Annotated in this window: 21 protein-coding genes; 6 read left to right on the top strand and 15 right to left on the bottom strand. The window is 47.0% G+C overall.

The genetic code is table 11. From position 1 onward, the window contains the following. Window positions 1-23: 23 nt before the first annotated feature. The 11 genes from ACOQOZ_RS22085 to uvrB form a co-directional block, all read right to left on the bottom strand. Window positions 24-1172 carry a zonular occludens toxin family protein gene (locus tag ACOQOZ_RS22085; RefSeq protein WP_420590314.1) on the bottom strand — a complete coding sequence of 383 codons (1149 nt, stop codon included), beginning with the start codon at window positions 1170-1172 and terminating at the stop codon, window positions 24-26. Beyond that, window positions 1169-1573: a DUF2523 family protein gene (locus tag ACOQOZ_RS22080; RefSeq protein WP_420590313.1), complete on the bottom strand. Its 405-nt coding sequence runs from the start codon at window positions 1571-1573 to the stop codon at window positions 1169-1171. Before ACOQOZ_RS22080 ends, ACOQOZ_RS22085 begins: the two co-directional genes overlap by 4 nt. Window positions 1574-1582: 9 nt before the next feature. After that, window positions 1583-2557 (bottom strand): hypothetical protein, encoded by a 975-nt coding sequence (locus ACOQOZ_RS22075; RefSeq protein ID WP_420590312.1) that lies wholly within the window; start codon window positions 2555-2557, stop codon window positions 1583-1585. A 507-nt stretch (window positions 2558-3064) separates the two neighbouring features. Next, on the bottom strand, window positions 3065-3289 hold the full coding sequence (locus tag ACOQOZ_RS22070; RefSeq protein ID WP_420590311.1) for a hypothetical protein: 225 nt from the start codon (window positions 3287-3289) through the stop codon (window positions 3065-3067). 20 nt (window positions 3290-3309) lie between these two features. Further along, window positions 3310-3549, bottom strand: a complete 240-nt coding sequence (locus ACOQOZ_RS22065; protein WP_420590310.1) for a hypothetical protein — start codon at window positions 3547-3549, stop codon at window positions 3310-3312. Further along, window positions 3549-3851, bottom strand: a complete 303-nt coding sequence (locus ACOQOZ_RS22060; RefSeq protein WP_420590309.1) for a hypothetical protein — start codon at window positions 3849-3851, stop codon at window positions 3549-3551. The genes ACOQOZ_RS22065 and ACOQOZ_RS22060 overlap by 1 nt, the downstream gene beginning before the upstream one ends. Window positions 3852-3919: 68 nt before the next feature. Next, window positions 3920-4207, bottom strand: coding sequence for a hypothetical protein (locus ACOQOZ_RS22055; RefSeq protein WP_420590308.1), 288 nt, complete (start codon window positions 4205-4207; stop codon window positions 3920-3922). Then, complete coding sequence (locus tag ACOQOZ_RS22050; protein WP_420590307.1) at window positions 4204-4509, bottom strand: hypothetical protein; 306 nt, start codon at window positions 4507-4509, stop codon at window positions 4204-4206. The genes ACOQOZ_RS22055 and ACOQOZ_RS22050 overlap by 4 nt, the downstream gene beginning before the upstream one ends. A 502-nt stretch (window positions 4510-5011) precedes the next feature. Further along, window positions 5012-5815, bottom strand: coding sequence for a phospholipase D family protein (locus tag ACOQOZ_RS22045; RefSeq protein ID WP_420590306.1), 804 nt, complete (start codon window positions 5813-5815; stop codon window positions 5012-5014). A gap of 270 nt (window positions 5816-6085) precedes the next feature. Then, a complete protein-coding gene (locus ACOQOZ_RS22040) occupies window positions 6086-7204 on the bottom strand; it encodes an HD domain-containing phosphohydrolase (RefSeq protein ID WP_420590305.1) in 1119 nt (372 codons plus the stop codon). 89 nt (window positions 7205-7293) lie between these two features. Further along, window positions 7294-9333 (bottom strand): excinuclease ABC subunit UvrB, encoded by a 2040-nt coding sequence (gene uvrB / locus ACOQOZ_RS22035; protein ID WP_420590304.1) that lies wholly within the window; start codon window positions 9331-9333, stop codon window positions 7294-7296. Window positions 9334-9473: 140 nt separating this feature from the next. Here uvrB and ACOQOZ_RS22030 point away from each other — a divergent pair, with 140 nt between their 5' ends. Further along, window positions 9474-10655, top strand: coding sequence for a pyridoxal phosphate-dependent aminotransferase (locus tag ACOQOZ_RS22030; protein ID WP_420590303.1), 1182 nt, complete (start codon window positions 9474-9476; stop codon window positions 10653-10655). An 86-nt stretch (window positions 10656-10741) separates the two neighbouring features. Here the strand turns inward: ACOQOZ_RS22030 and hda are convergent, their stop codons facing one another. Both hda and ACOQOZ_RS22020 read right to left on the bottom strand, forming a co-directional pair. Next, a complete protein-coding gene (gene hda / locus ACOQOZ_RS22025) occupies window positions 10742-11464 on the bottom strand; it encodes a DnaA regulatory inactivator Hda (RefSeq protein ID WP_420590302.1) in 723 nt (240 codons plus the stop codon). A 3-nt stretch (window positions 11465-11467) separates the two neighbouring features. Further along, window positions 11468-12490, bottom strand: a complete 1023-nt coding sequence (locus ACOQOZ_RS22020) for a DUF2066 domain-containing protein (protein WP_420590301.1) — start codon at window positions 12488-12490, stop codon at window positions 11468-11470. Window positions 12491-12665: 175 nt separating this feature from the next. Here ACOQOZ_RS22020 and purM point away from each other — a divergent pair, with 175 nt between their 5' ends. From purM to dcd, 4 genes are all read left to right on the top strand, one after another. Next, window positions 12666-13733, top strand: coding sequence for a phosphoribosylformylglycinamidine cyclo-ligase (purM, locus tag ACOQOZ_RS22015; RefSeq protein ID WP_420590300.1), 1068 nt, complete (start codon window positions 12666-12668; stop codon window positions 13731-13733). Continuing rightward, complete coding sequence (purN, locus tag ACOQOZ_RS22010) at window positions 13730-14422, top strand: phosphoribosylglycinamide formyltransferase (protein WP_420590299.1); 693 nt, start codon at window positions 13730-13732, stop codon at window positions 14420-14422. Before purM ends, purN begins: the two co-directional genes overlap by 4 nt. 65 nt (window positions 14423-14487) lie before the next feature. Next, window positions 14488-15240: a DUF3108 domain-containing protein gene (locus ACOQOZ_RS22005; protein WP_420590298.1), complete on the top strand. Its 753-nt coding sequence runs from the start codon at window positions 14488-14490 to the stop codon at window positions 15238-15240. A gap of 62 nt (window positions 15241-15302) precedes the next feature. Next, window positions 15303-15884: a dCTP deaminase gene (gene dcd / locus ACOQOZ_RS22000; protein ID WP_420590297.1), complete on the top strand. Its 582-nt coding sequence runs from the start codon at window positions 15303-15305 to the stop codon at window positions 15882-15884. 57 nt (window positions 15885-15941) lie between these two features. Here dcd and ACOQOZ_RS21995 read toward each other — a convergent pair whose 3' ends face one another. After that, window positions 15942-17429, bottom strand: a complete 1488-nt coding sequence (locus ACOQOZ_RS21995; protein ID WP_420590296.1) for a hypothetical protein — start codon at window positions 17427-17429, stop codon at window positions 15942-15944. Window positions 17430-17654: 225 nt separating this feature from the next. Here ACOQOZ_RS21995 and ACOQOZ_RS21990 point away from each other — a divergent pair, with 225 nt between their 5' ends. Further along, a complete protein-coding gene (locus ACOQOZ_RS21990; protein WP_420590295.1) occupies window positions 17655-19541 on the top strand; it encodes a polysaccharide biosynthesis protein in 1887 nt (628 codons plus the stop codon). A gap of 538 nt (window positions 19542-20079) precedes the next feature. On the opposite strand, the gene ACOQOZ_RS21985 is transcribed toward ACOQOZ_RS21990, so the two are convergent. Beyond that, window positions 20080-21027, bottom strand: a complete 948-nt coding sequence (locus tag ACOQOZ_RS21985; RefSeq protein ID WP_420590294.1) for a UDP-glucose 4-epimerase family protein — start codon at window positions 21025-21027, stop codon at window positions 20080-20082. Between the last annotated feature and the right edge of the window lie 233 nt (window positions 21028-21260).

Genomic DNA, 21260 nt, shown 5'->3' with positions numbered 1-21260 from the left:
AGACCCGCCCCTAGTGCTAATGCTCATATCTGCGGGAGTAATGCGGTTGGTTGGGTGGATTGCACTTGCAGCGGCTCAGGCGAACAAACGGCTATGTGCTGCTGTTTGGTTGCTGTAATGCGAACGATGCAATCAGAGATTTTTTCGACGTCATAACCGGCTGCTGTGAAGTCGGTAGACGTTAGGTGGATTGTGTCGCTATCGGAGACGAGTTCGAAGTTATGAACGATAAAGGTGCCGGTGTAATAAACCTTTCGACCACCAACAATATCTATAACCGGAAATGGATTTATATCAGCAGGGTTTTCACTGCTAGCCGTATGAAGGTTGCCACTGCCATCATGATCAGTATTCCCAGCATAAGGCGGAGCAATCGTTTCGACAGGTACTTCAGGCTTTTTATCAAAGCGCCCCATAACCTGTGTAAGGCCGTAAATGAAATACGCGATACAGCTGAAGATAAGCAAGAGGAGTATTCGAAGCTTTGTATCAGCAAAAATACTTTTATTTTCGTTAGACCCTTGAGTGGTTCCTGTTGCGGTTGATTGGTAACACTCGAAGACTTTTGTGTTTGCTGTTTTGAGTTGTGGGGTTCCGATGTAATGACTAACGGATTTTCCGTTGTTTTCTGCGTCATGTTTAAATTCCCGCCATTTGTTTTTATACCAGGGCAACACACCCGCCATATCACGGTGACGAAAGGCATACTCAGCCACGGCGCGCACTTCTTTATGGACTTTGGCGACATTAGTAGTGCTGAGATAAATATCCCAGTTCATGTGTCGGTGCTGATCGAATGCATTTTCTACCGTAGTCGGTCGCGGTAGTTCGCCCTCTTGGGGGTCGGTTAAGTCAAATTCAGTAAGATTCTTTAATCGTGTCGGATAAACACGCTGTGCTTCATCCATCACGATCAGTGCCCCCTGTGGCGCCCAGTGAAAAAAACGCGCCATATGTTCAAACCCTTCGCGGGAATCGTGCTTTACAGCAATTAACTTTGATTCTTCCGGGAGTTCGAATCCCATGGTTTTTGCGATGTGGTTAATGTCGTCCAGACCACGGATGTTGGTGATTACGGTGCGGCCTTTTTTCAGAGCAGGAATTACTACGTCCTGAACAATGGCAAAACTTTTATAGGAGCCCGGAGGGCCGTGATGGATAGCGGTTGTCATGAGAAGGCCCCCATGATCATGCGTACACCATAAGCGGACAGTATGGTGTTGATCGCTTCCGGGATTTTTAACCAGAAAATAAAGTTGGCTATTTTGCTATCCACACCACCCAGTAGTGCAGAAATGGCTTCTGATATGCCGAGAGTACTGACGACCCCTTCAGCAATATTCAGTGACAATTGAAAAATAAACAGCTTGGATTCAAGCCACCACACGATTACCCAGGCTGATATTCGTTCGAGCATGGTGTCAGCCCATTGGTAGGACGTGTCGTCGAACCAATCAATCACTACACCGATATTATCCAGCAGTGTCTGATTAGTAGATTGTGTCGCCTCAGCAAATACAAAAAACGGGAAAAGTAAGGCAATCAATAAAACTATGCAGCTAATACATTTCATATGAATCTCCTACCTGGACAGCATGATTTCAGCGGAACGAATGGAGGCAGCGAGCAAAATTAAGGAGGGAAGGTATTTCAGAAATTCCTGAAAAATTGATGTGCCGAAATTAACCTCAGCTCCTTTGATTTCCTGAACGTCGTCATAGAAGGGATTACCTGCTGAGGTATCAATCTGAAATAAGTGGCTGAATCGTTCTTTGGCGGCCTCAACGGCTTGTATGTATTCGGCTCGTTTGACGCTCACTCGTTCGGTAAGGTCTTTGAAATCTTCATTGGGGTTGAATCCGTCACCGCGCTGAACACCTTTTTGGCATGAGAGGTATCCGGAAGACTCTGGATCGCACTCGCCAGCATCGTCTTTGAGTGCGTCTGATAGCTGACTTATTTCACTCGATAAGCCATCGATGGAATTGGTAATTTCCGTTGTGTTTTCATCACTGCCGGAAATCAGCTCTGTTGTTTGATCAGTGATGGCATCAATTACGCCGGAAAGGTCGGTGGTTGTGCTGCCACTTCTACCGGTATTGCCCCCACCTGTGTTGTCACCGCCACTGTTATCGCCACCGCCGCTGTTATCGCCACCACCGCTGTTATCGCCGCCGCTGTTATCGCCACCGCCGCTGTTATCGCCACCACCGCTGTTATCGCCGCCACCGCTGTTATCGCCACCGCCGCTGTTATCGCCACCTGTGCTGTCGTTATCGACACAGGAGGCAGTCGGTCTTTGAATAACACCTAGGCCATCGACGTTTAAGTCACTGATGGTAATGTGAGTTGATGACCCTGAAGGGCAATTAAAACCGTTGTTGTCTACATAGGCTTGGCAGTCATCACCATCGGAACAAACAGGGCACGCAACCGCATCAAACTCATAAAAGGTTTCTGCTGATTGATTTTGGCCACAACTCTTAATCGGAATTCTGTCGCAGTTCTCAATGTCGAGATAAGGTATTTCTTTAGGAGCCCTATCTTCACAAAGCATTGAACAGGCACCGGATACCGAATCCCAAGTTTCGCAACCATGATTGACCGAGCTAACAATATCATTTCGACCAGCACGGACCCACGAGCTTTTATCCGAACAATCCGCAGATGCATAACACTCACCAGACTTCAGACCACACGTTTGATATCCAGATGCCCAGGAAGGAGCTACCGGGTCTGAAGAGAAAAGCTGCGACGAGCCTAAACAGGCATTTTCCGGGCTATCGAAATAACCTGAAAACTCTGAATTAGAAAAAAATCGGATTTTATAACCAGTAGAGAACGTGGCATCAACGTTAGCTGCGGCCGGGGATGTGGCTAATACGGTGGTAACGAATATGAGTAAGCATCGAAAGATCATTGGGTAAACTCCAGATGACAGGCACAAAAAAGGCCCCTTACGGAGCCTTCACATGACGTGTGCCGTATTACGAAATTCTTCCTGTGTAATAGCCGTAAACGAACGAGGCGTTCAGGGCTACTGCAAGCAGAACAGTGACCAGCATTAGCTTTTACGCAGCATGCCCATCACGAAGCCGACACCAACGCCAATAGCAGCGAGGCCGATGATGCCGGCAATGGCTAAGCCGTAGCTGGTTTCACCGGCGGCGAATGCACCTGTGATATCTTCATCATTAATGGCGAAGGACTGAGCAGACAGAGCAGCGCCTGCTGCAACGAAACCCGCTTTTGCCATTGTTTTATTCAAACGTTGTGTGATTTTTTTCATGGGAAATTACCTTTATTTAATTAAGAACGGTTCATCGTTTTAACTACGACCCCGGCAATGTGCGCGCCTGCAAATGAGAGCAACAAACCGCCAGTAATGGCCGCAAACAGAACGGGATCAAAATCAGTGAGAATTTGTGAGAGCTGATTAAGATCCTGTTGCTGTAGAAGCGATTCGTAATCAGCCACTTGCCATGCTGAGCAAGCCACTTCGCCAGTGGGTTGTATGACCGGCTGATCACAAATCAGAATTTTTGCCATTAACTAGCCTTAGCTTTTTTGTCTGTCTGTTGCAGCGTTAAAGCGTGCTGGACGGTTTTGCCGCCAGCCGTCTTGTTGCGGACTAAAATTGTGCAGTCCATTGGATAAGCACTTTGATCAGTCGGAAGTTGATCAAATAAAACCTGATCGCACGCCATTTTTGCCGGAACGGTGCCTTTGTAATTCGGGTTGTCCGGATCACTGTTAACGACAAAGATCTGGTTAATTCGATTGCCATTGTCCGGCTGAAAAGACATGGCGCCGCAGATGGTCACTGGCATTGGGAATTGCATGTTGTTCATAGTGTTTACCTTTAAGTCCCTCTAAGAGTCGGTTGCTGGCGGTGAGGGTTACGCGCCAGCGCCGTTTTTTAATTAAAAATTTCAGACACCAACTCAACGTGCGGCGTCAGTTTTCCCTGGGCTTTTTCAAAGCGGACTTGTGCTGTGATGTTGAGAGGGTAAGAGCCAATATCGTCTGGCAGGTAACGGACAACTTCCGAGTCACATGGGACTTTTTGCGCGACGTATCCGGCACCGTTGGTTTCCGGAACGGCTACCTGTATGTAATAAAGAGCGATGTTATCGAACTCTATTTTTGTCTTACCGATTACGGTCATAGCCACATAGCTGGAGCCTGATGGCAGCATTTTCTTCATGAGCTTTTCCCCGCTTTGAATACTTCCGCGGCTGCACGCTTAAAACGTTCTAATCCTTGTGCGTTGAGTTCGTTGCGGATCTGGAGTGCGAAGCGGTGAATTTCGGCTTTGTCTTCGTCGGATAGAACCAGCCAAACCATGTAGCGCAGTGCGACTTCTGGCAGGTGTACAAATTCGTTTTTAAAGGCGGCTTGATATTCCATTAGAGCGACATGGCCGTCGATCTGGATCAGTTCAGCCTGCATAGGAATCGGTGAGGCGATTCTGAGGGCTGGTGCTGGCTGCTTATTAAGAGCGTCCATGCGGTATCTCCTTGCCTACTCAACAGCCGGGCCTTTTTGGGCTTTGCGGCAACCGTGGTAGGATTGGCGGTTAGTTTCGTTAACAAATGAGTGCTGCAACACTCACAGCTAAAGAATAGGAGCTTTAAGCATTATGATCAATAAATTAATCATAATGTTTAATTATTTTTGTCTATATGGATTCTACAGTCGATAGATTTCTTGCTTTAATTGAAGCGGAAGGCATAAAAATGCCATGGCTTGAAAAAGAAACGCAGATAGATGCAACCCGATGGAGATCAATAAAGCAGAGAAAAGTAATGCGAACCTCAGAGATGGAAGCAATACAGACTTTATTTCCGGAATATGCAATCTGGCTGAGTACTGGTATAGAAATACCGGAGGAAGGACACGTAAGCCCCATGACCAAGCGAGCACAAAGAGCTAACGGAAAATAGGGCAGGTTTGTCGCTAGCTAAAAGAGTGGCTGACAGGTGGAAGCTGTAACCACTCTTAGAAGGAATCAATCAAAAGTGTTTTCTGGCCACAAAAAGTAAATGCCATGAGCCCCTTTTCTGAATTCACCACCTTTAGATTTGCCACGATCTGTTAGATATAAACGACCTTCTTTTTCATCAAGGCAACCCATATAGACCAATTCTTTATTAGCCTTCTCGGTAGTCATTTTGTATTTCTTGGCTAACTTCGAAGTTGTCAGCTTGTTGTATTCGGTAGAATAAGCATCTGGTTTTTCATCTGATACAACCGCTTTAATGACCTTCTTGGCAACTAAGGCAGCTTTAGAAACGACTCCAGCCTGGCCAGAATCTGCGTTATCAGAAACTTCCTGAACCTTTGATATTATTTGATTCTTAATCTCCGCGACCGGAGATTCAACCTTATTACTAATTCTCAGCAATCTCTGGACTTCATCAAAACAATCATCAAAAGCATCGTTATCTACCTTCTTACTAAGTAGAACCCCCATCTCAAAATTGTTTACCTGGCTGAACTCGTAAAGATTCATGCTAGAAACAATGGCATTGCTGCTGTTCAGATAACACTTAGCGTGCAGATCTCGATAGAAATACAAATCGATGTGAGGTTGAGACTTAACCCAAGTCAGCTGAGCACTCTCTGCTTTCAATACTTCTTTACCATAGATAATACTAACCCGCAGGCCAGAACCTTCCATATCCGAGAGTAACTCTTTGATTTTATTGCTAAATTTCAGGTAAGGACTAACAAGGATAAGGTCACTATTAGTCTTTTTGATCAATTCTTCCAAATAAGCATTGATCATGGCGGTTGTGAGGAATTTAGACATAACTTCCTGTTATAGAACTATAAAAGATGAGCAATACTAACACAGGGGTTAACAAGCCTTAAATTTTCGGTTGTTTTGACTCTATCTGACACCGGGTGAAATCTTGTATTTTTGGATTTTTCTCTATATTTCAAAGAGTTAGTTTGATTTGTCCACAATTTTGACATGGTAGAGGTCCCCAGTTCGAATCTGGGTAGTCCTACCAAAATTCGTTACAAAAAAGGCGCTTTTATCAAGCGCCTTTTTTGTGTCTGTATGATGGCCTTATCGTTATTCTTTCAGCTCCTGAATAATCTGCTCCGCTTCCGCCCGGGCAGTTAGTAACGCATTGACACAATATACATCCAGCTGACCTTTCGCGGTCATCTCCTGCAACTCATTAAACGCCTCATCAACGCTCCAGGGCTGTTTATAAGGTCGCGCACAGGTCAGTGCATCAAAAATATCAGCAACGGTGACAATCCGGGCTTCAACCGGAATCTGATCAGACGTTAAGCCATTCGGATAACCACTGCCATCCAGCAATTCATGATGACAGGCAACAATATTGCGCAGAATTTTCGAGTCGCGAAGATTCTGTAAGCCATGAGTATTCAGCAAATCATCAATCAGCCGCACACCCTGCTCAACATGACTCTTCATCACTGCTTGCTCACTTTCAGTCAGGCCATTTGGCTTCAACAAAATGTCGTCAGGAATCCCCAGTTTGCCAATATCATGCAATGCAGAATAGAGATATACATGCTGGATAAACTCGCTGGAAAGCTGGTAATGCGAAGCCACTCCCTGAGTGATCAGGCGTGATAAACGTGCCATCCGGGCAAGGTGTTCGCCGGTCTCAAAATCACGCACGTGCACCATGCCATGGACGGTTTTAGTGGTCGCCAATAACGAATTAACTGCCGATACTTCCGACAGAATGGCCATAACGATCAGGTTGCCATGCACCAGTACATCACGTTGAGCTTCAGCATTCAGGGTCGAAGTCTGCTGACTGTCGAACAACAGAAAACCAATCAGGTCATCCCCGGCAAACAAGGGAACAATAAACGAGCAGTCACAATCATGTGTCGCCAACCAGGGCGCCAGGAAAGGGTCGGTGGTTACGCTTTCGTCAGCAGCCTGTACCAACTGTCCGTGACGGCTGCTGGCTATGTGCTTCAGCGCCCCGCAATTCCGATAAACCGCGTGATGATTGCGCCGCACAGAACGGCTTTGCCGATTGCTGCTGACAAAAGCTTCAAGCAAGCCGGTAACCGGGTCGTACAAGGCACAGGCAACACGATCAATCGCAGCCACAGCGTCGAGGATACTCTGGTGGATATCATCCAGACGCTTAGCCAGACTTTCATTCTGGCTTAACATCAACGCCTGATACGGCAACGTCATAGTGGTGACCCTGTAAAAATTGAACAGCTGTTTTCAGAACCCGCCATAATACCAGATTACGAACTAATCATTAGTATATGAACGCCACCCTAGCTGTTCTCAATCACCTTCTGCTTCATTTCATGCAACAAGTCACGCAGTCGCGCCGCTTCCTCAAAATCGAGGTCTTTCGCCGCTTTAAACATCTGGTCTTCAACCTCTGCCACACGCTGCACCAATTTAGCAGCCGGCAGTGATTTCCAGTCTTCTGTTCCGTATCCTGCTGCGTCTTCAGCGACCTGGCGCACACGATTGCCTTTACCCCGGCCCTTGGATTTTTTACCCGGTGGTGGTCCAGCCTCAAGAATATCTTCAACAGATTTGGTCACACCTTTCGGTACGATGCCATGCTCTTCGTTGAAGGCAATCTGCTTTTCACGACGGCGATCGGTTTCATCCATCGCTCGTTGCATCGAATCGGTGATCCGGTCTGCGTAGAGAATTGCTTTACCGTTAAGGTTACGTGCCGCCCGACCAATGGTCTGAATCAGTGAACGCTCCGAACGTAAGAAGCCTTCTTTGTCAGCATCAAAAATCGCGACCAAAGAGACCTCTGGAATATCCAGACCTTCCCGCAATAAGTTAATACCCACTAACACATCAAACTCGCCGAGGCGCAGATCGCGGATAATTTCTACCCGTTCAACGGTGTCGATATCGGAATGCAGATAACGCACACGAATATTTTGCTCCAGCAGGAAGTCGGTTAAGTCTTCCGCCATGCGCTTGGTTAACACGGTAATCAGAACCCGCTCACCTTTGGCGGTACGCTCCTGCAGCTCATGTAATACGTCGTCCACCTGACCAGTTGCCGGGCGTATTTCTAATTCAGGGTCAATCAACCCGGTTGGCCGAACGACTTGTTCAACCACATGATCCTGATGATCCTGTTCGTAGTTACCCGGAGTCGCCGATACAAAAATGCACTGCGGCACAATTGCTTCCCACTCTTCAAAACGCATCGGACGGTTATCCAGCGCCGATGGCAGACGGAAGCCAAATTGCACCAGGGTTTCTTTACGGGAACGGTCGCCGCGGTACATACCACCAATCTGAGGAATGGTGACGTGAGATTCGTCGACAAACACCAACGCATCTTTGGGAATGTAATCAAACAGGGTTGGCGGTGCATCACCTTCTGAGCGACCGGATAAGTACCGCGAGTAGTTTTCGATCCCGGAGCAATATCCCAACTCTCGCATCATCTCGATGTCATAACGGGTACGTTGCTCGAGACGCTGGGCTTCTACCAGAAGGTTATTGTCGCGGTAATACTCCAGACGTTGTTTTAACTCGTCTTCAATACCATCGATGGCGCCAAGAATGGTTTCCCGTGGTGTTACATAGTGAGTTTTTGGATAAATCGTTACTCGCGCCAGGCGTGAGCGAACCTCACCGGTCAACGGATCAAACAAAGAGATTTGTTCAATCTCGTCATCAAACAGTTCGATACGAACCGCTTCGTCATCGCTTTCCGCCGGGAAAATATCAATCACATCACCACGCACCCGATAAGTACCGCGGTGGAAATCCAGATCGTTCCGGGTGTATTGCAGTTCCGCCAGACGACGTAACACTGTGCGCTGATCAACCTCATCACCGCGTACCATATGCAGCATCATTTTCAGATAGGAGTCCGGATCACCCAAACCATAAATGGCCGACACAGTCGCAACAATCACAGCATCACGGCGTTCCATCAACGCCTTGGTTGCTGACAACCTCATCTGTTCGATGTGTTCGTTTACCGAGGCGTCTTTATCAATAAAGGTATCGGACGCCGGAACATAAGCTTCTGGCTGGTAATAGTCGTAATAAGAAACAAAGTACTCGACGGCGTTGTTAGGGAAAAATTCTTTAAACTCACCATACAACTGGGCTGCCAGAGTTTTGTTATGCGCCATAATAATCGCCGGGCGCTTACACTCTGCGATGACATTGGCCATGGTGTAGGTCTTACCGGATCCCGTTACCCCAAGTAGCGTTTGCTTAAGCAATCCCGCTTCAACCCCCTGAACCAACCCCTTAATGGCCGTCGGTTGATCTCCGGCGGGAGAATATTTTGACTGCAGTTCAAATGCCTTACTCATCAGGATTCCAGAAAGTCGTTGTTTCGCTAAGTAACAGTTTCGATTAGAATTATACGGATTTTTTACGGCAGTAGTTGTCAGTTGAGACAGAAACTCACAGCGAACTGCTTTCCCACCACGCGTTTATTGAGGATACACACTTGGACCTGCAATTGTCTGATCGCGTTCAACAGATCAAGCCTTCTCCTACTCTGGCGGTAACCAACCGTGCAGCAGAACTGCGAGCGGCAGGCAAAGATATTATTGGCCTGGGCGCTGGCGAGCCGGATTTCGATACTCCACAGCATATTAAAGATGCAGCCACCAAAGCGATTGCTGATGGCTTCACCAAGTACACCGCGGTGGATGGTACTCCGTCTCTGAAGAAAGCGATTATTGACAAGTTCAAGCGTGACAACGGCTTAAGCTATGAGCCAAACCAGATTCTGGTGTCTTGTGGCGGTAAGCAAAGTTTCTTCAACCTGGCACTGGCTCTGCTGAACCCAGGCGATGAAGTGGTTATCCCTGCACCTTACTGGGTTTCCTATCCAGATATGGTGAAAATCGCAGAAGGCGTGCCGGTTGTTGTTGAAACTGACCAGAGCGCCCGCTTTAAAATGACAGCTGAACAGCTGGACGCTGCAATCACCGAAAAAACCCGACTGGTTGTCATCAACAGTCCGTCAAACCCTTCTGGTGTTGCCTATACAGAATCAGAATTGAAAGCACTGGCTGACATTCTGAAAAAGTACCCGAACGTACTGATCGCGACTGACGATATGTACGAGCACATTTTATGGGCCGAAGGTGGTTTCCATAACATAGTGACAGTTTGTCCAGAGCTTTACGACCGTACTCTGGTTATGAACGGTGTCTCCAAGGCTTACAGCATGACTGGCTGGCGTATCGGCTACGTTGGTGGCCCGCAAAAGCTGGTTGCTGCAATGAAGAAAATTCAGTCACAAAGCACCTCCAACCCAACCTCTATTGCCCAGGTAGCTGCTGAAGCGGCACTGAATGGTGATCAGGGTTGTGTTCAGGATATGCTGAAAGCATTCAAAGAGCGTCACGACTATGTGGTTGCTGCACTGAATGATTTGCCTGGCGTTGAGTGTGTTGAAAGTGACGGTACCTTCTACGCTTTCCCAAGCTTCAAGGGAGCCATGGAAGCTGCAAGTATCGAATCAGACGTCGACTTCGCAGAAAAAATGCTGAACGAAGCTGAGGTTGCACTGGTTCCTGGCTCTGCATTTGGCACTCCTGGCCATATGCGTTTGTCTTTCGCAACCAGCATGGATGTTCTGCAGGAAGCAATCAGTCGCCTGAAAAAAGCACTGAGCTGATCTGAGCACCATCTGACAAGACAAACAAAAAGGCCGCCCTGTTAAGAGCGGCCTTTTTTTGTATTTTCAGCATTAAGTCAGGAAAGCTACCAATCCAACTCTGTTTTGATAAACGGGATCGTCAGTTTGCGCTGCGCAGATAATGACGCCTGATCCAGCTTATCCAGCAGGTCAAACAACCCCTGCATATCACGGGGGCCGCGCGTCAATATAAAGCGCGCCACGTCATCACCCATGTTTAAACCGCGACGCTTGGCACGCAACAATAACGCCTGGACCTTATCTTCATCCTCTAATGGCTCGACCTGATAAGTCATCCCCCAAGTCAAGCGGGAGACTAAATCCGGTAAGTTAACACCAATCGATTTAGGGCTGTTATCAGCGGCAATCAACAGATGCCCCTGACGATCGCGTATCCGATTAAACAAGTGGAACAACGCTTCTTCCCACTCCGGATTGCCAGTGACGGCCTGAATGTTATCAAGTGCGACCAGCGGCAGTTGTTCCATTGAATCGAGCACAGCCGAGCTGTATTCCGCCAACTCATCCAATGGTAAATAAACGCTCTGGTGCCCCAGGCCTTCTGCATAATGACACGCTGCTTGTAACAAATGACTGCAACCAACGCCGTTGGCGCCCCAAAGAAAAATAAAAGGTTCTCCATGGGTGGTCCATTGACGTTGCAGCTCATGCACAACCTGCTCGTTCGGGCCAGCATAATAGTTAGCAAAACGGGCATCATCGCGAATGGCGACCGATAATGTCAGCTGCTGTTGTGGCTCAACAATGGCCATATTTTCCTGCGTCATAACCTACTTATATTGCCCCCAGTGCAATACACCGGCTTCTTCACTGATGCTCAGGCGTTTATCGAGCGCCATCACACTCCAGACATGTTGCCAATCGGCGGCAAGATCGAGAGCCAGTGTAAGACGGGTTCCATCTACTTTTAATAAGCTTACGTTATTTATGGCCACCTTAGAATTCAGATACATTAATAATTCATGGTAAGAGGCGAAATTCTCCACCCCCGTCACCTGTAACTGAAATCCTTGAGGCTGAGCCACCGCGTTCGTTTCAACCGCGTATTGAGATGCAAAATAACTGGCGACCTGATCTGCGACTAAACGCAAGACGCCTTCAGCATCTTCCGCCTGAGCAGACAAGGCCAGTGTCGTTTGCTGGTGAAACAAAATACCACTGTAACCCCAGCCTTCCTCAGATGCCGGACTTAAACGGCCAGCAACCACTGCATCCGCCTGATAACGGCTCGAAGCCACCTGAATGTCTTGCTTGAATAGCCCCCACAGCTTTTCCAGCGGCAACACCAGCTCATCGGCAAGATCCAACGTTGGCCATAACACTGGTAAACCACGTTCTGACATGACACGCTCGACCAATACCGCCCAGGCACCACTGTCCTGATTCAGAAATTGTCTTTGAGTGTCTTCTTCAACGGCTTGCCAGATGAGAATAAGAGGCCGGCTTTTCCCCCAGATCGGTTCACCGGCGTTACGAAGCAACCGATCAATCAGGTTACCGGCAAAAATCACTTGCAGACGAACGGAGTCATCCACCTCATCCCGGGCGTATCGATAACGCTTTACCAAACGGTCGGCACTGGTAAGTTGCTGTTGTATCGCCGGATTATCTAAAACCGTTTGTTTACCAGACACTTTGATCAGCACTTGTTCGAGTGCGAGTGCCATTCCAGCCTCACGGTTTTCCGCCGTCTGATCAGCCACTGAAACGTCGACCTCATACAGGTCTGAAACCATTACAGCAGCGGAAAAACTCGACCAAAGAGTCAGCATTAACAACAAAAATTGGCGCACAATCAGCCCTTACTTCCAATCGAAATCGATCAATTGGGGCGTATTGTGCCACGACGTGTAAATTTAACCAGTAGTCAGGGGAAAAATTGGCGAAAACAGAGCAATTGCGGGATGCGCTTGCCATAACAAATCGTTAGAATACGCGCCTTTCCATTAGCCAACCTGTGACAACGGCATGAGCGAACAGCAATCTCCTGAAAAACAATCCCTTAGCTACAAAGACGCAGGCGTCGACATCGACGCAGGTAATGCTTTAGTTGATCGAATTAAAGGTGTTGCTAAGCGCACCCGCCGCCCGGAAGTTCTGGCTGGATTGGGTGGCTTTGGCGCTCTGTTCGAATTACCTCAAGGTTACAAGCAACCTGTTCTGGTTTCCGGTACCGACGGCGTTGGCACCAAACTGCGCTTAGCCATGGACCTGAATAAGCATGACTCCATTGGCATCGACCTGGTAGCCATGTGTGTTAACGACTTGGTGGTTGCCGGTGCAGAACCTCTGTTTTTCCTCGATTACTATGCGACAGGCAAGCTGAATGTAGACGTAGCCGCTGCAGTGGTTGAAGGCATTGGCGAAGGCTGCTCCCAGGCTGGCGCCTCCCTGGTTGGCGGCGAAACCGCTGAAATGCCAGGAATGTATGAAGGTGAAGATTACGACCTCGCCGGATTCTGCGTTGGTATCGCAGAAAAAGAAGACATCATTGATGGCACAAAGGTTCAGGCAGGCGACAAGCTGATTGCTCTGGCATCAAGCGGCCCTCACTCCAACGGCTACTCACTGATCCGCAAAATTATCGAAGTATCCGGCGCCGACTTGAGCGGTGAACTGGACGGTCAGCCGTTAACGGATGCCCTGATGGCGCCAACCAAGATTTATGTTAAATCGACTCTGAAGCTGATCAGCACTTCTGACGTACATGCCCTGTCACACATCACCGGTGGCGGCTTCCAGGAAAATATCCCGCGCGTTCTGCCAGAAAACTGCAAAGCGGTTATCGACAGCAATAGCTGGCAATGGCCTGCTGTTTTCAACTGGCTACAAGAACAAGGCAACGTCGAAACGGCGGAAATGTACCGCACCTTCAACTGCGGCGTTGGCATGATCATCGCACTGCCAGAAGACAAGGCTGATGCGGCCGTTGCATTACTGAACGCAGAAGGTGAGCACGCCTGGATCATTGGTGAGATCCAACCCCAGGCTGAAGGTGAAGCCCAGGTTCAATTCACTGGCAAACACCAATTATGAGCGTAGACACGCTGAATGCGGGCAGCCTGCCCGCAGAGAAAGAAGACAAACCTCAAATCGTTGTACTGATATCAGGCAGTGGCTCCAACATGGTCGCCATTGCTGATGCAGTAAAAAATGGCGATATCGACGGCGAAATTGCCGCTGTTATTTGTAATCGTCCCGAAGCTCCAGGCATTCAGAAAGCAAAAGATCGCGATATCGAAACTCAGATTGTTGACCACAAAGAATTTGCCAGCCGCGAAGACTTTGATGTTGCACTGATGCGAGCCATTGATGAATATCAACCAGACCTCGTTGTGCTTGCCGGCTTTATGCGGATCCTTACGCCATCGTTTGTTATTCGCTATCACGGACGCATGCTGAACATTCATCCGTCTTTACTGCCTAAGTATCAGGGGCTGAATACACATCAACGCGCTCTTGATGCTGGAGATGAAAAGCATGGGGTTACTGTTCATTTTGTAACAGAGGAGCTGGATGGCGGCCCCAATGTTATCCAGGCTGTTGTTCCTGTTTATGACGGTGACGATGCGACCAGCCTGCAGCAGCGAGTTCATACTCAGGAACACATTATCTACCCTATTGCAGTTAAATGGTTTGTGAACGGTCGCTTAACTATGAAAGGCTGCAATGCCATGCTTGATGGAAATGTGATTCCTAACACAGGCTTGCGTCTGGATCTGTAAATAGCTAACCGCACAGCGAGTTTGGCTATATACTGACTGGCAAATGGACTTGCCGGACAAGCTTTATGCTTAAGCAGCTACTGATTTTTCTGACCTTTTTCAGCACCATCACCAGTGCTAACCCACAGCTTTCTGCAATTAATGATGATTCAGCTCCTGCTGGGCAGGAGTCACAGGCCAAAATTACTCCCTTCACAGCTAAATATAAGACCGAATGGAAGATAGGCTGGTTCAGTGTTGATATTGATGCCAAACGAGAACTGAAAAAGATCGGCGACAATCGCTGGCAGCTTGTTTTCGAAGCCGAAACCGGTGCAGCTAAGTTAAAAGAAAGCTCCGAATTTACACTCTCCACAACCAAGCGCTTGCAACCACTGAACTACGAATATCGCGCCAGCGGTTTATTTAATGAAGATGATCGCACCCTGAGCTTCCACCCGAATGACAACTCGGTCCGGGATATGGAAAAGAACATCACCCATCAGAGCGTATGGCAGAATGAAATCCAGGACAATCTGACTTATATGCTTCAGGCGGGCCTCGATCTGGCGTCAGGAAAGACAGAGTTCAGTTACCCCGTGTTTGAAAAAAACAAAAGCAAAGATTTTCGCTTCAAAGTCATCGGCGAGGAGCAGCTGAAAACGAAAGCCGGCAAATTAGATACCGTCAAGGTTCAGCAAATACGCAAGAAGAAAGGTCGCGAGGTCTATGCATGGTTCGCAAAAGACAAGAATTATCTGTTAGTACGACTACTTGATAAAAAGAAAGGCAAGAAGCGCTACGAAATCAATGTGACCAAAATCAACATGCAAGATTGATAGGCTAACCAAGCCGATCTGAGGTAAAATCCCGCAACTTTAATTCCAGCGGGACTCTACCTATGCGACTCAGTGATGGCGACATCGAACAACGCTTGCAAGACAAAAGCATCACCATCACGCCAGCTCCTGATGCCGACGCCATCGCCGGCATCAGTGTTGACCTACGCCTCGACCACCGCTTCAGAGTATTCAGCAACAACTCAGCGACACACCTGGATTTATCTGGCGACAGAGACCAGCTCGAACGTGATATCGATCGCATCATGAGCAAAGAGATCGAGATCGCCAAAGATGAGGCATTGTTTATTCATCCAGGCGAACTCATCCTTGGCGCCACATTAGAATCCGTGACCATCCCTGACGACCTGGTGGGCTGGCTCGATGGCCGCAGCTCACTGGCACGATTAGGCTTAATGGTACATGTAACCGCAGGCCGCATTGATCCGGGCTGGGAAGGACAAATCGTACTGGAGTTCTATAACAACGGTAAATTGCCACTGGCCTTACGCCCAGGAATGGTAATCTGCGCCATGTCCTTTGAAACATTGAGCAACCCAGCCAAACGCCCCTATAACAAACGAGCAAATGCCAAATATCGCGATCAACAAGGCGCAGTAGGCAGCCGTATTTCGAAAGATTAAACAGAGAAAACAAAAAACCCGGCAATCGCCGGGTTTTTTAAAGCCAATCGGATCAGCTTAATTTTTATTTGAGTTGATCATCGCAGCTCGGATCAGAGCAACCATAATACCCAACATCAGGCCCAACACTGCAGCTAACACTGCGTACTTCATCATCTTCTTAACAGACACCACAAAGCCACCGCGAACCTGAGGTGCTGCTTGTGCTGAGTATAACTGCGCACCACTCTGCAGACTGATATCACGATAAGCGTTAAAGAAAGCATCGACATCCTGCTGAATACTGTTCAAGCGCTGCTCAATACTAGGCAAGGCGCTTTTGAGGATTTCGGTAGGATTCAAATCGCCATACGCACTACCAGCAACCCCCATCAGGATCGCCATTTCTTTTTCTAACGCCAGAAGGTCTTCCACAGCCTTTGTACGACGATCAAACAGCTTATTACGGTTCTCAACAGCACCCAGCTTTGTTCCCATCTGCAATAGCGAGTCAAATACTGATTGCTCTAACTGTAAGTTGCCCTGGCCTGAGTTTACTCGGCCAGCTCCACCATCAGAACCTTTAATTGAAGCCAATTGCGAAAGCGCAGAATCATATGAAGCAATCAGTTTGGTTAGACGCTCCTGCTCAAGCTTTAACAGCCGTTGACGAGCAAATAAACGAACCTGGATCGCAGGGTCAACCGATGCAAGGCTTGAAGAGTTAGAGTATGCAAACTCACGCAATGGACCAACATCAGTTCCTTCAAGCGCTGAGATTTCACGCTGTAAATCGCTCAGGCTCTTACCGGCGACCACAAGGCTTTGAGCTCCAGGCTCCTTTGTAAGACCTTCCACTGCACCAGAAAGAGATTTCAAATAGTTCGCTGCGGAATCATAGGTATCAATTAAATTACCACTCTGAGCAACAACAAATGGATTTATCGGGCGAGATATATCAAGGCTGAGCAAACCTTGTTCGACGCTGGCTTTAGCCCATACATCAACAATACGGCTAACTACATCTTCAGCCTGCACCGCAGATATCCCCGACCGCTCTAAAGATAAGTGTAGCGTTAAAAAACGCTGACTTTCTGTCTTCAGCTCAGCCAAAGCGTCTTCTGCAGAGATTTTAACATCAGCCGGGACTTTATTATCCTGAAGAATATTTCCCAAACTCAGCTCTGCACTGGACAACAAACTATTCGAATAACCAGCACTCAATGCAGCCCCCAGCCTAGAGGCAGAAACATCAAGCTCTAGAGAGGGGATAACACGCTCTAAAACCGATGTCGAGATCAAGTCATTTGGTGAAAAAGCACTGCCATTAGGATACCCCACTTCACCGTCAAAATTTAGCGTAATTGGGTATTCTACTTTAGTTATCGCAGACAAGCTCCCCTTGAAAAACTGCAAAGTTATAACCGCAGCCACAGCCAGAATTATAAATGCAAAAACCAATCCCCGTTGACGCCAGAGATTACGAAATAAGTCTGTCAAGCTGATTTCATCAGAATCTGGGATTACAGAGCTATTCTGCGTTGAGCTTCCCAACTGCTGGTTCATAAGATCTCCATAGTTCATAAGTTGAACAAAGCTTATTTAAAAGGCCCTGAGCCTTATACTTGATACAAAGAATACTGGATGCATTGATACTCTTCAAAGAAAACAAAAGCAATTCTCAGAAAAAGTGAGCGCAAAGTAACGTTTCGACCAAATCCTCAGAGCAAGAAATTGAATATATGTTATATTGGGAGCGTCTCTATCTGGATACTGTATCGGACATACGGAATGCTGTCTTACTTGCTAAACACTAAGCGTTCAATTAAACGCTTGATTACCCTTTCTTACGATGTTGTTGCAATACCCGCTGCTATATATATGGCATTGGCATTGCGCCATGGTGATATTCTGCCAACTATTAGCTTAAATGTTTTATTTAGCATAGGAATCACGGCATTCACAACCGTTCTTGTTTTTATACGATTGGGCTTCTACAGGGCGGTGGTTAGATTTATGACCAGCAAAGCTTTTAGCTCATTAGGAGTAGGTATATTAATCTCAGCGATGATATTGGGCACCAGCAGCTTTTTGGCACAAGCATCCGTACCGCGCTCAAGCATTATTATTTATGTATTTACAGCCTTTGCCTTGCTTGCACTTCCCCGACTATTTATCCGTAGCATTATCACACAGCAAGGAAAAGCCGGTGCTCAACCCGTTGTTATTTATGGTTCTGGCCAGCAGGGATTAGAACTCAGTCACTCACTGGCAGCCAATAAAGAATATCGACCAATTGCGTTTATTGACGATTGTAAAAAGAAGCAAGGGACGCAAATTAACGGACTGAAAGTTTTTGCAGCCAATGAGCTGGATGAATTGCTAGAAAACCACCCTTGCCGCAAAGTATTACTCGCTCTCGGCAACACCAGTTTCTCAGAGCGTAAACAGTTAATCGAAAGACTGGCAGTAAAAAAACTGGAAGTACTGACGACACCAGCTGTTGCCGATATAGTCAGTGGCAAAGCAAAGATCGAAGAAATTCGCGAAGTTGAAATCGAAGACCTGCTCGGGCGAGATGCAGTAGACCCACAAAAAGACCTGATTTGCCAAAATATTAGCGATAAGGTAGTTCTTGTCACTGGCGCCGGCGGGTCAATTGGCTCCGAGTTGTGCCGTCAGGCAATCCGCCAGAAACCAACCCAGTTGATATTACTCGAACTTAATGAATTCAGTTTGTACTCCATTGAGCAGGAGCTCAACCGAATCAATGATGAAGAGCGACTCAACGTTAAATTGATCTCTATCCTTGGGTCAGTACAGCGCCAGAATCGTTTGGAAACGATATTCAAGACCTTCAAAGTTCAGACGATCTACCACGCAGCGGCGTATAAGCACGTACCACTGGTAGAGCACAACGTAGTAGAAGGCGTCCGTAACAACGTATTCGGCACCTGGTACTGTGCTGAAGCCGCAATAACCGCCAGCGTGGAACGATTTGTATTAGTATCAACGGACAAAGCTGTGCGCCCTACGAACGTGATGGGAACATCAAAGCGCTTAGCAGAGCTGGTATTGCAAGCATTAAACGAACGCCAAAGTGAAACCCTGTTCTGCATGGTTCGCTTTGGCAACGTGCTAGGTTCTTCTGGCTCGGTTGTGCCTCTGTTTCGTAAGCAAATAAAGAGCGGCGGCCCACTTACGGTAACACACCCGGACATTATTCGATATTTTATGACGATCCCAGAAGCCTCTCAGCTGGTTATTCAAGCCGGAGCTATGGGCAAAGGAGGTGATGTATTCGTGTTAGATATGGGGGAGCCAGTAAAAATTACCAACCTTGCCAAAAAGATGATTCAACTATCAGGCTTAACAGAAAAAACAGAAGAAGATCCTAACGGTGATATTGAAATTCTATTTTCAGGCCTTCGTCCAGGAGAGAAACTGTACGAAGAGCTATTAATAGGAGCTAACGTAGAAGGCACCAACCACCCACGTATAATGACAGCAAACGAAGTATTCCTGAGCTGGCCTGAAACTCACAACCTACTCCATCGATTAGATAAAGCCTGCCATGAATTCAGGGTAGAAGATGTGATTAGTTTATTGCTAGAAGCTCCAGCGGCTTACAATAAACAGGGCGATTGTCCTGATTGGGTGATGAATGCAGGAAAATAAGGGAAAAGGCAGCGTTCAGCTAACTTTAAATCTGCTACCAGCCCCTATACAATTCAATAGCTGCAAAAAATTAAAATAATTTATGGTGGATAATGCCTAAATAATTTCGACGTCAGTTTGCGCCAGCAACTATGACATCGATACATCACCCTCGTTAATCTGGGCCAACACCATATACCAAGTCGCATGTCATAAACACTCAACGAATCTCGTGCTTCGATCAAGCTATACCAATTAAATGGCTCAAACTGGGCTCATTTCGCCTTTTAATACGATCCACAGCTGCGAAAAGTCATTTAGCTTGGTTTTAATAATAGATACCATGAACGCAAAATGGGCTTCCAACTGAGGGCACATCAACTTTTATTGCACGAAATTAAACAGAACAAACGACTTTTTATTACGCACAACCCGATCCCGCTTGAGCAAAAAAGATCCACTATCGGATATACCGATAAAATATTTAATTACAAATATAGGAAAACAGAAGATCTGCCTATATAAGGGAAAAATAAAATCAAACACTCGCAACACATAACTATTTCCTGCTATTAATATCAGCAACGGTCGCTTTAATGCCTTCTTCAATCGTGCAAGGTGGCCTCCAAGCAAGTAACTGCTGCGCTTTGGTACTATCCACTTGTAAGTTGCCCACTAGGCGATCCATAACAGCTGTTTTACCGATCAGCCTGCCAGCCAACTTAAACAACCAAACAGGTACGGGAAACAACAACGCAGGTTTATTTATGGCTTTACGAATGGTTCGAATCAGATAACTTAGGGACAAATCTTTCCCGTCCGAGATGAAAAAGGTTTGATTAGCGGCATTAGGGTGGTCAACACACTGAATAATAAAGTCCACCAAATTCTCCAAGTAAACCATACTTCGCTGATTATTCACTAAAGCGAATGGGAGAGGAACGGACAGCTTGCATAGTTTAAACAAACTAAGAAAGTTAGCCTTAACGCCCGGGCCATAGACCAAGGGTGGGCGAATAATTACCAGTTCAATCCCAGTTTCTGCAGCAATTCTTTTTAACGCTTCTTCAGCTTCATACTTAGATTGCCCATAAGCGTCTTCAGGCGCAGCAGCCATAGATTCATTGTAGGCATTCTTTCCGCTGGTGCTTTCTCCCGATACTTTTACAGAGCTGATAAAGATAAAGCGCTTAACACCAGCAACTGCAGCCTGGCGAGCGAGATTTTCACTACCAGCAACATTTATTTTCCGGTATTCGGTTAAAGGATCTGCCACTTCTTCTTCCATAATATGCGCACGGGCTGCGGCATGTATAACAACGTCAATACTGGGTAGCACCTCGCTAAAATCAGTATTAGAGTCAATATTGCCGACAGCTCTAGCATTCTTGGGAGAATATTTATTTATTTTACGGACCATTGGTATGAAGCCGTAATTCCTAATATCGAGCTGTTCACTAATAGAAGTTCCGAGAAAACCATTAGCACCCGTTAGTAGAACTTTCATTCAGTCCCTCTTATTAAAAAAGCATGTATTTAGAACACCCCAACTTCAGCAACTAAATCATTGACAAACTACTGATTGGCACGCACTCCAATATATAAACGTAACAGCGGCTCTGTATTCGAAACCGGATGTCCATACACCACTCCGATAATTCAAGACTACACGGGAACACTCATACGTTCCGCCAACCAGTAACAACGGAATAATACGGCTATCACAATAAGCAAGTCACA

Origin of the sequence: Bacterioplanoides sp., assembly GCF_965219715.1 — a bacterium.
GTDB lineage: Bacteria > Pseudomonadota > Gammaproteobacteria > Pseudomonadales > Oceanobacteraceae > Bacterioplanoides.
Note: the sequence above shows the minus strand (reverse complement) of the source record. Positions and strands in the feature narration are given on the sequence as shown.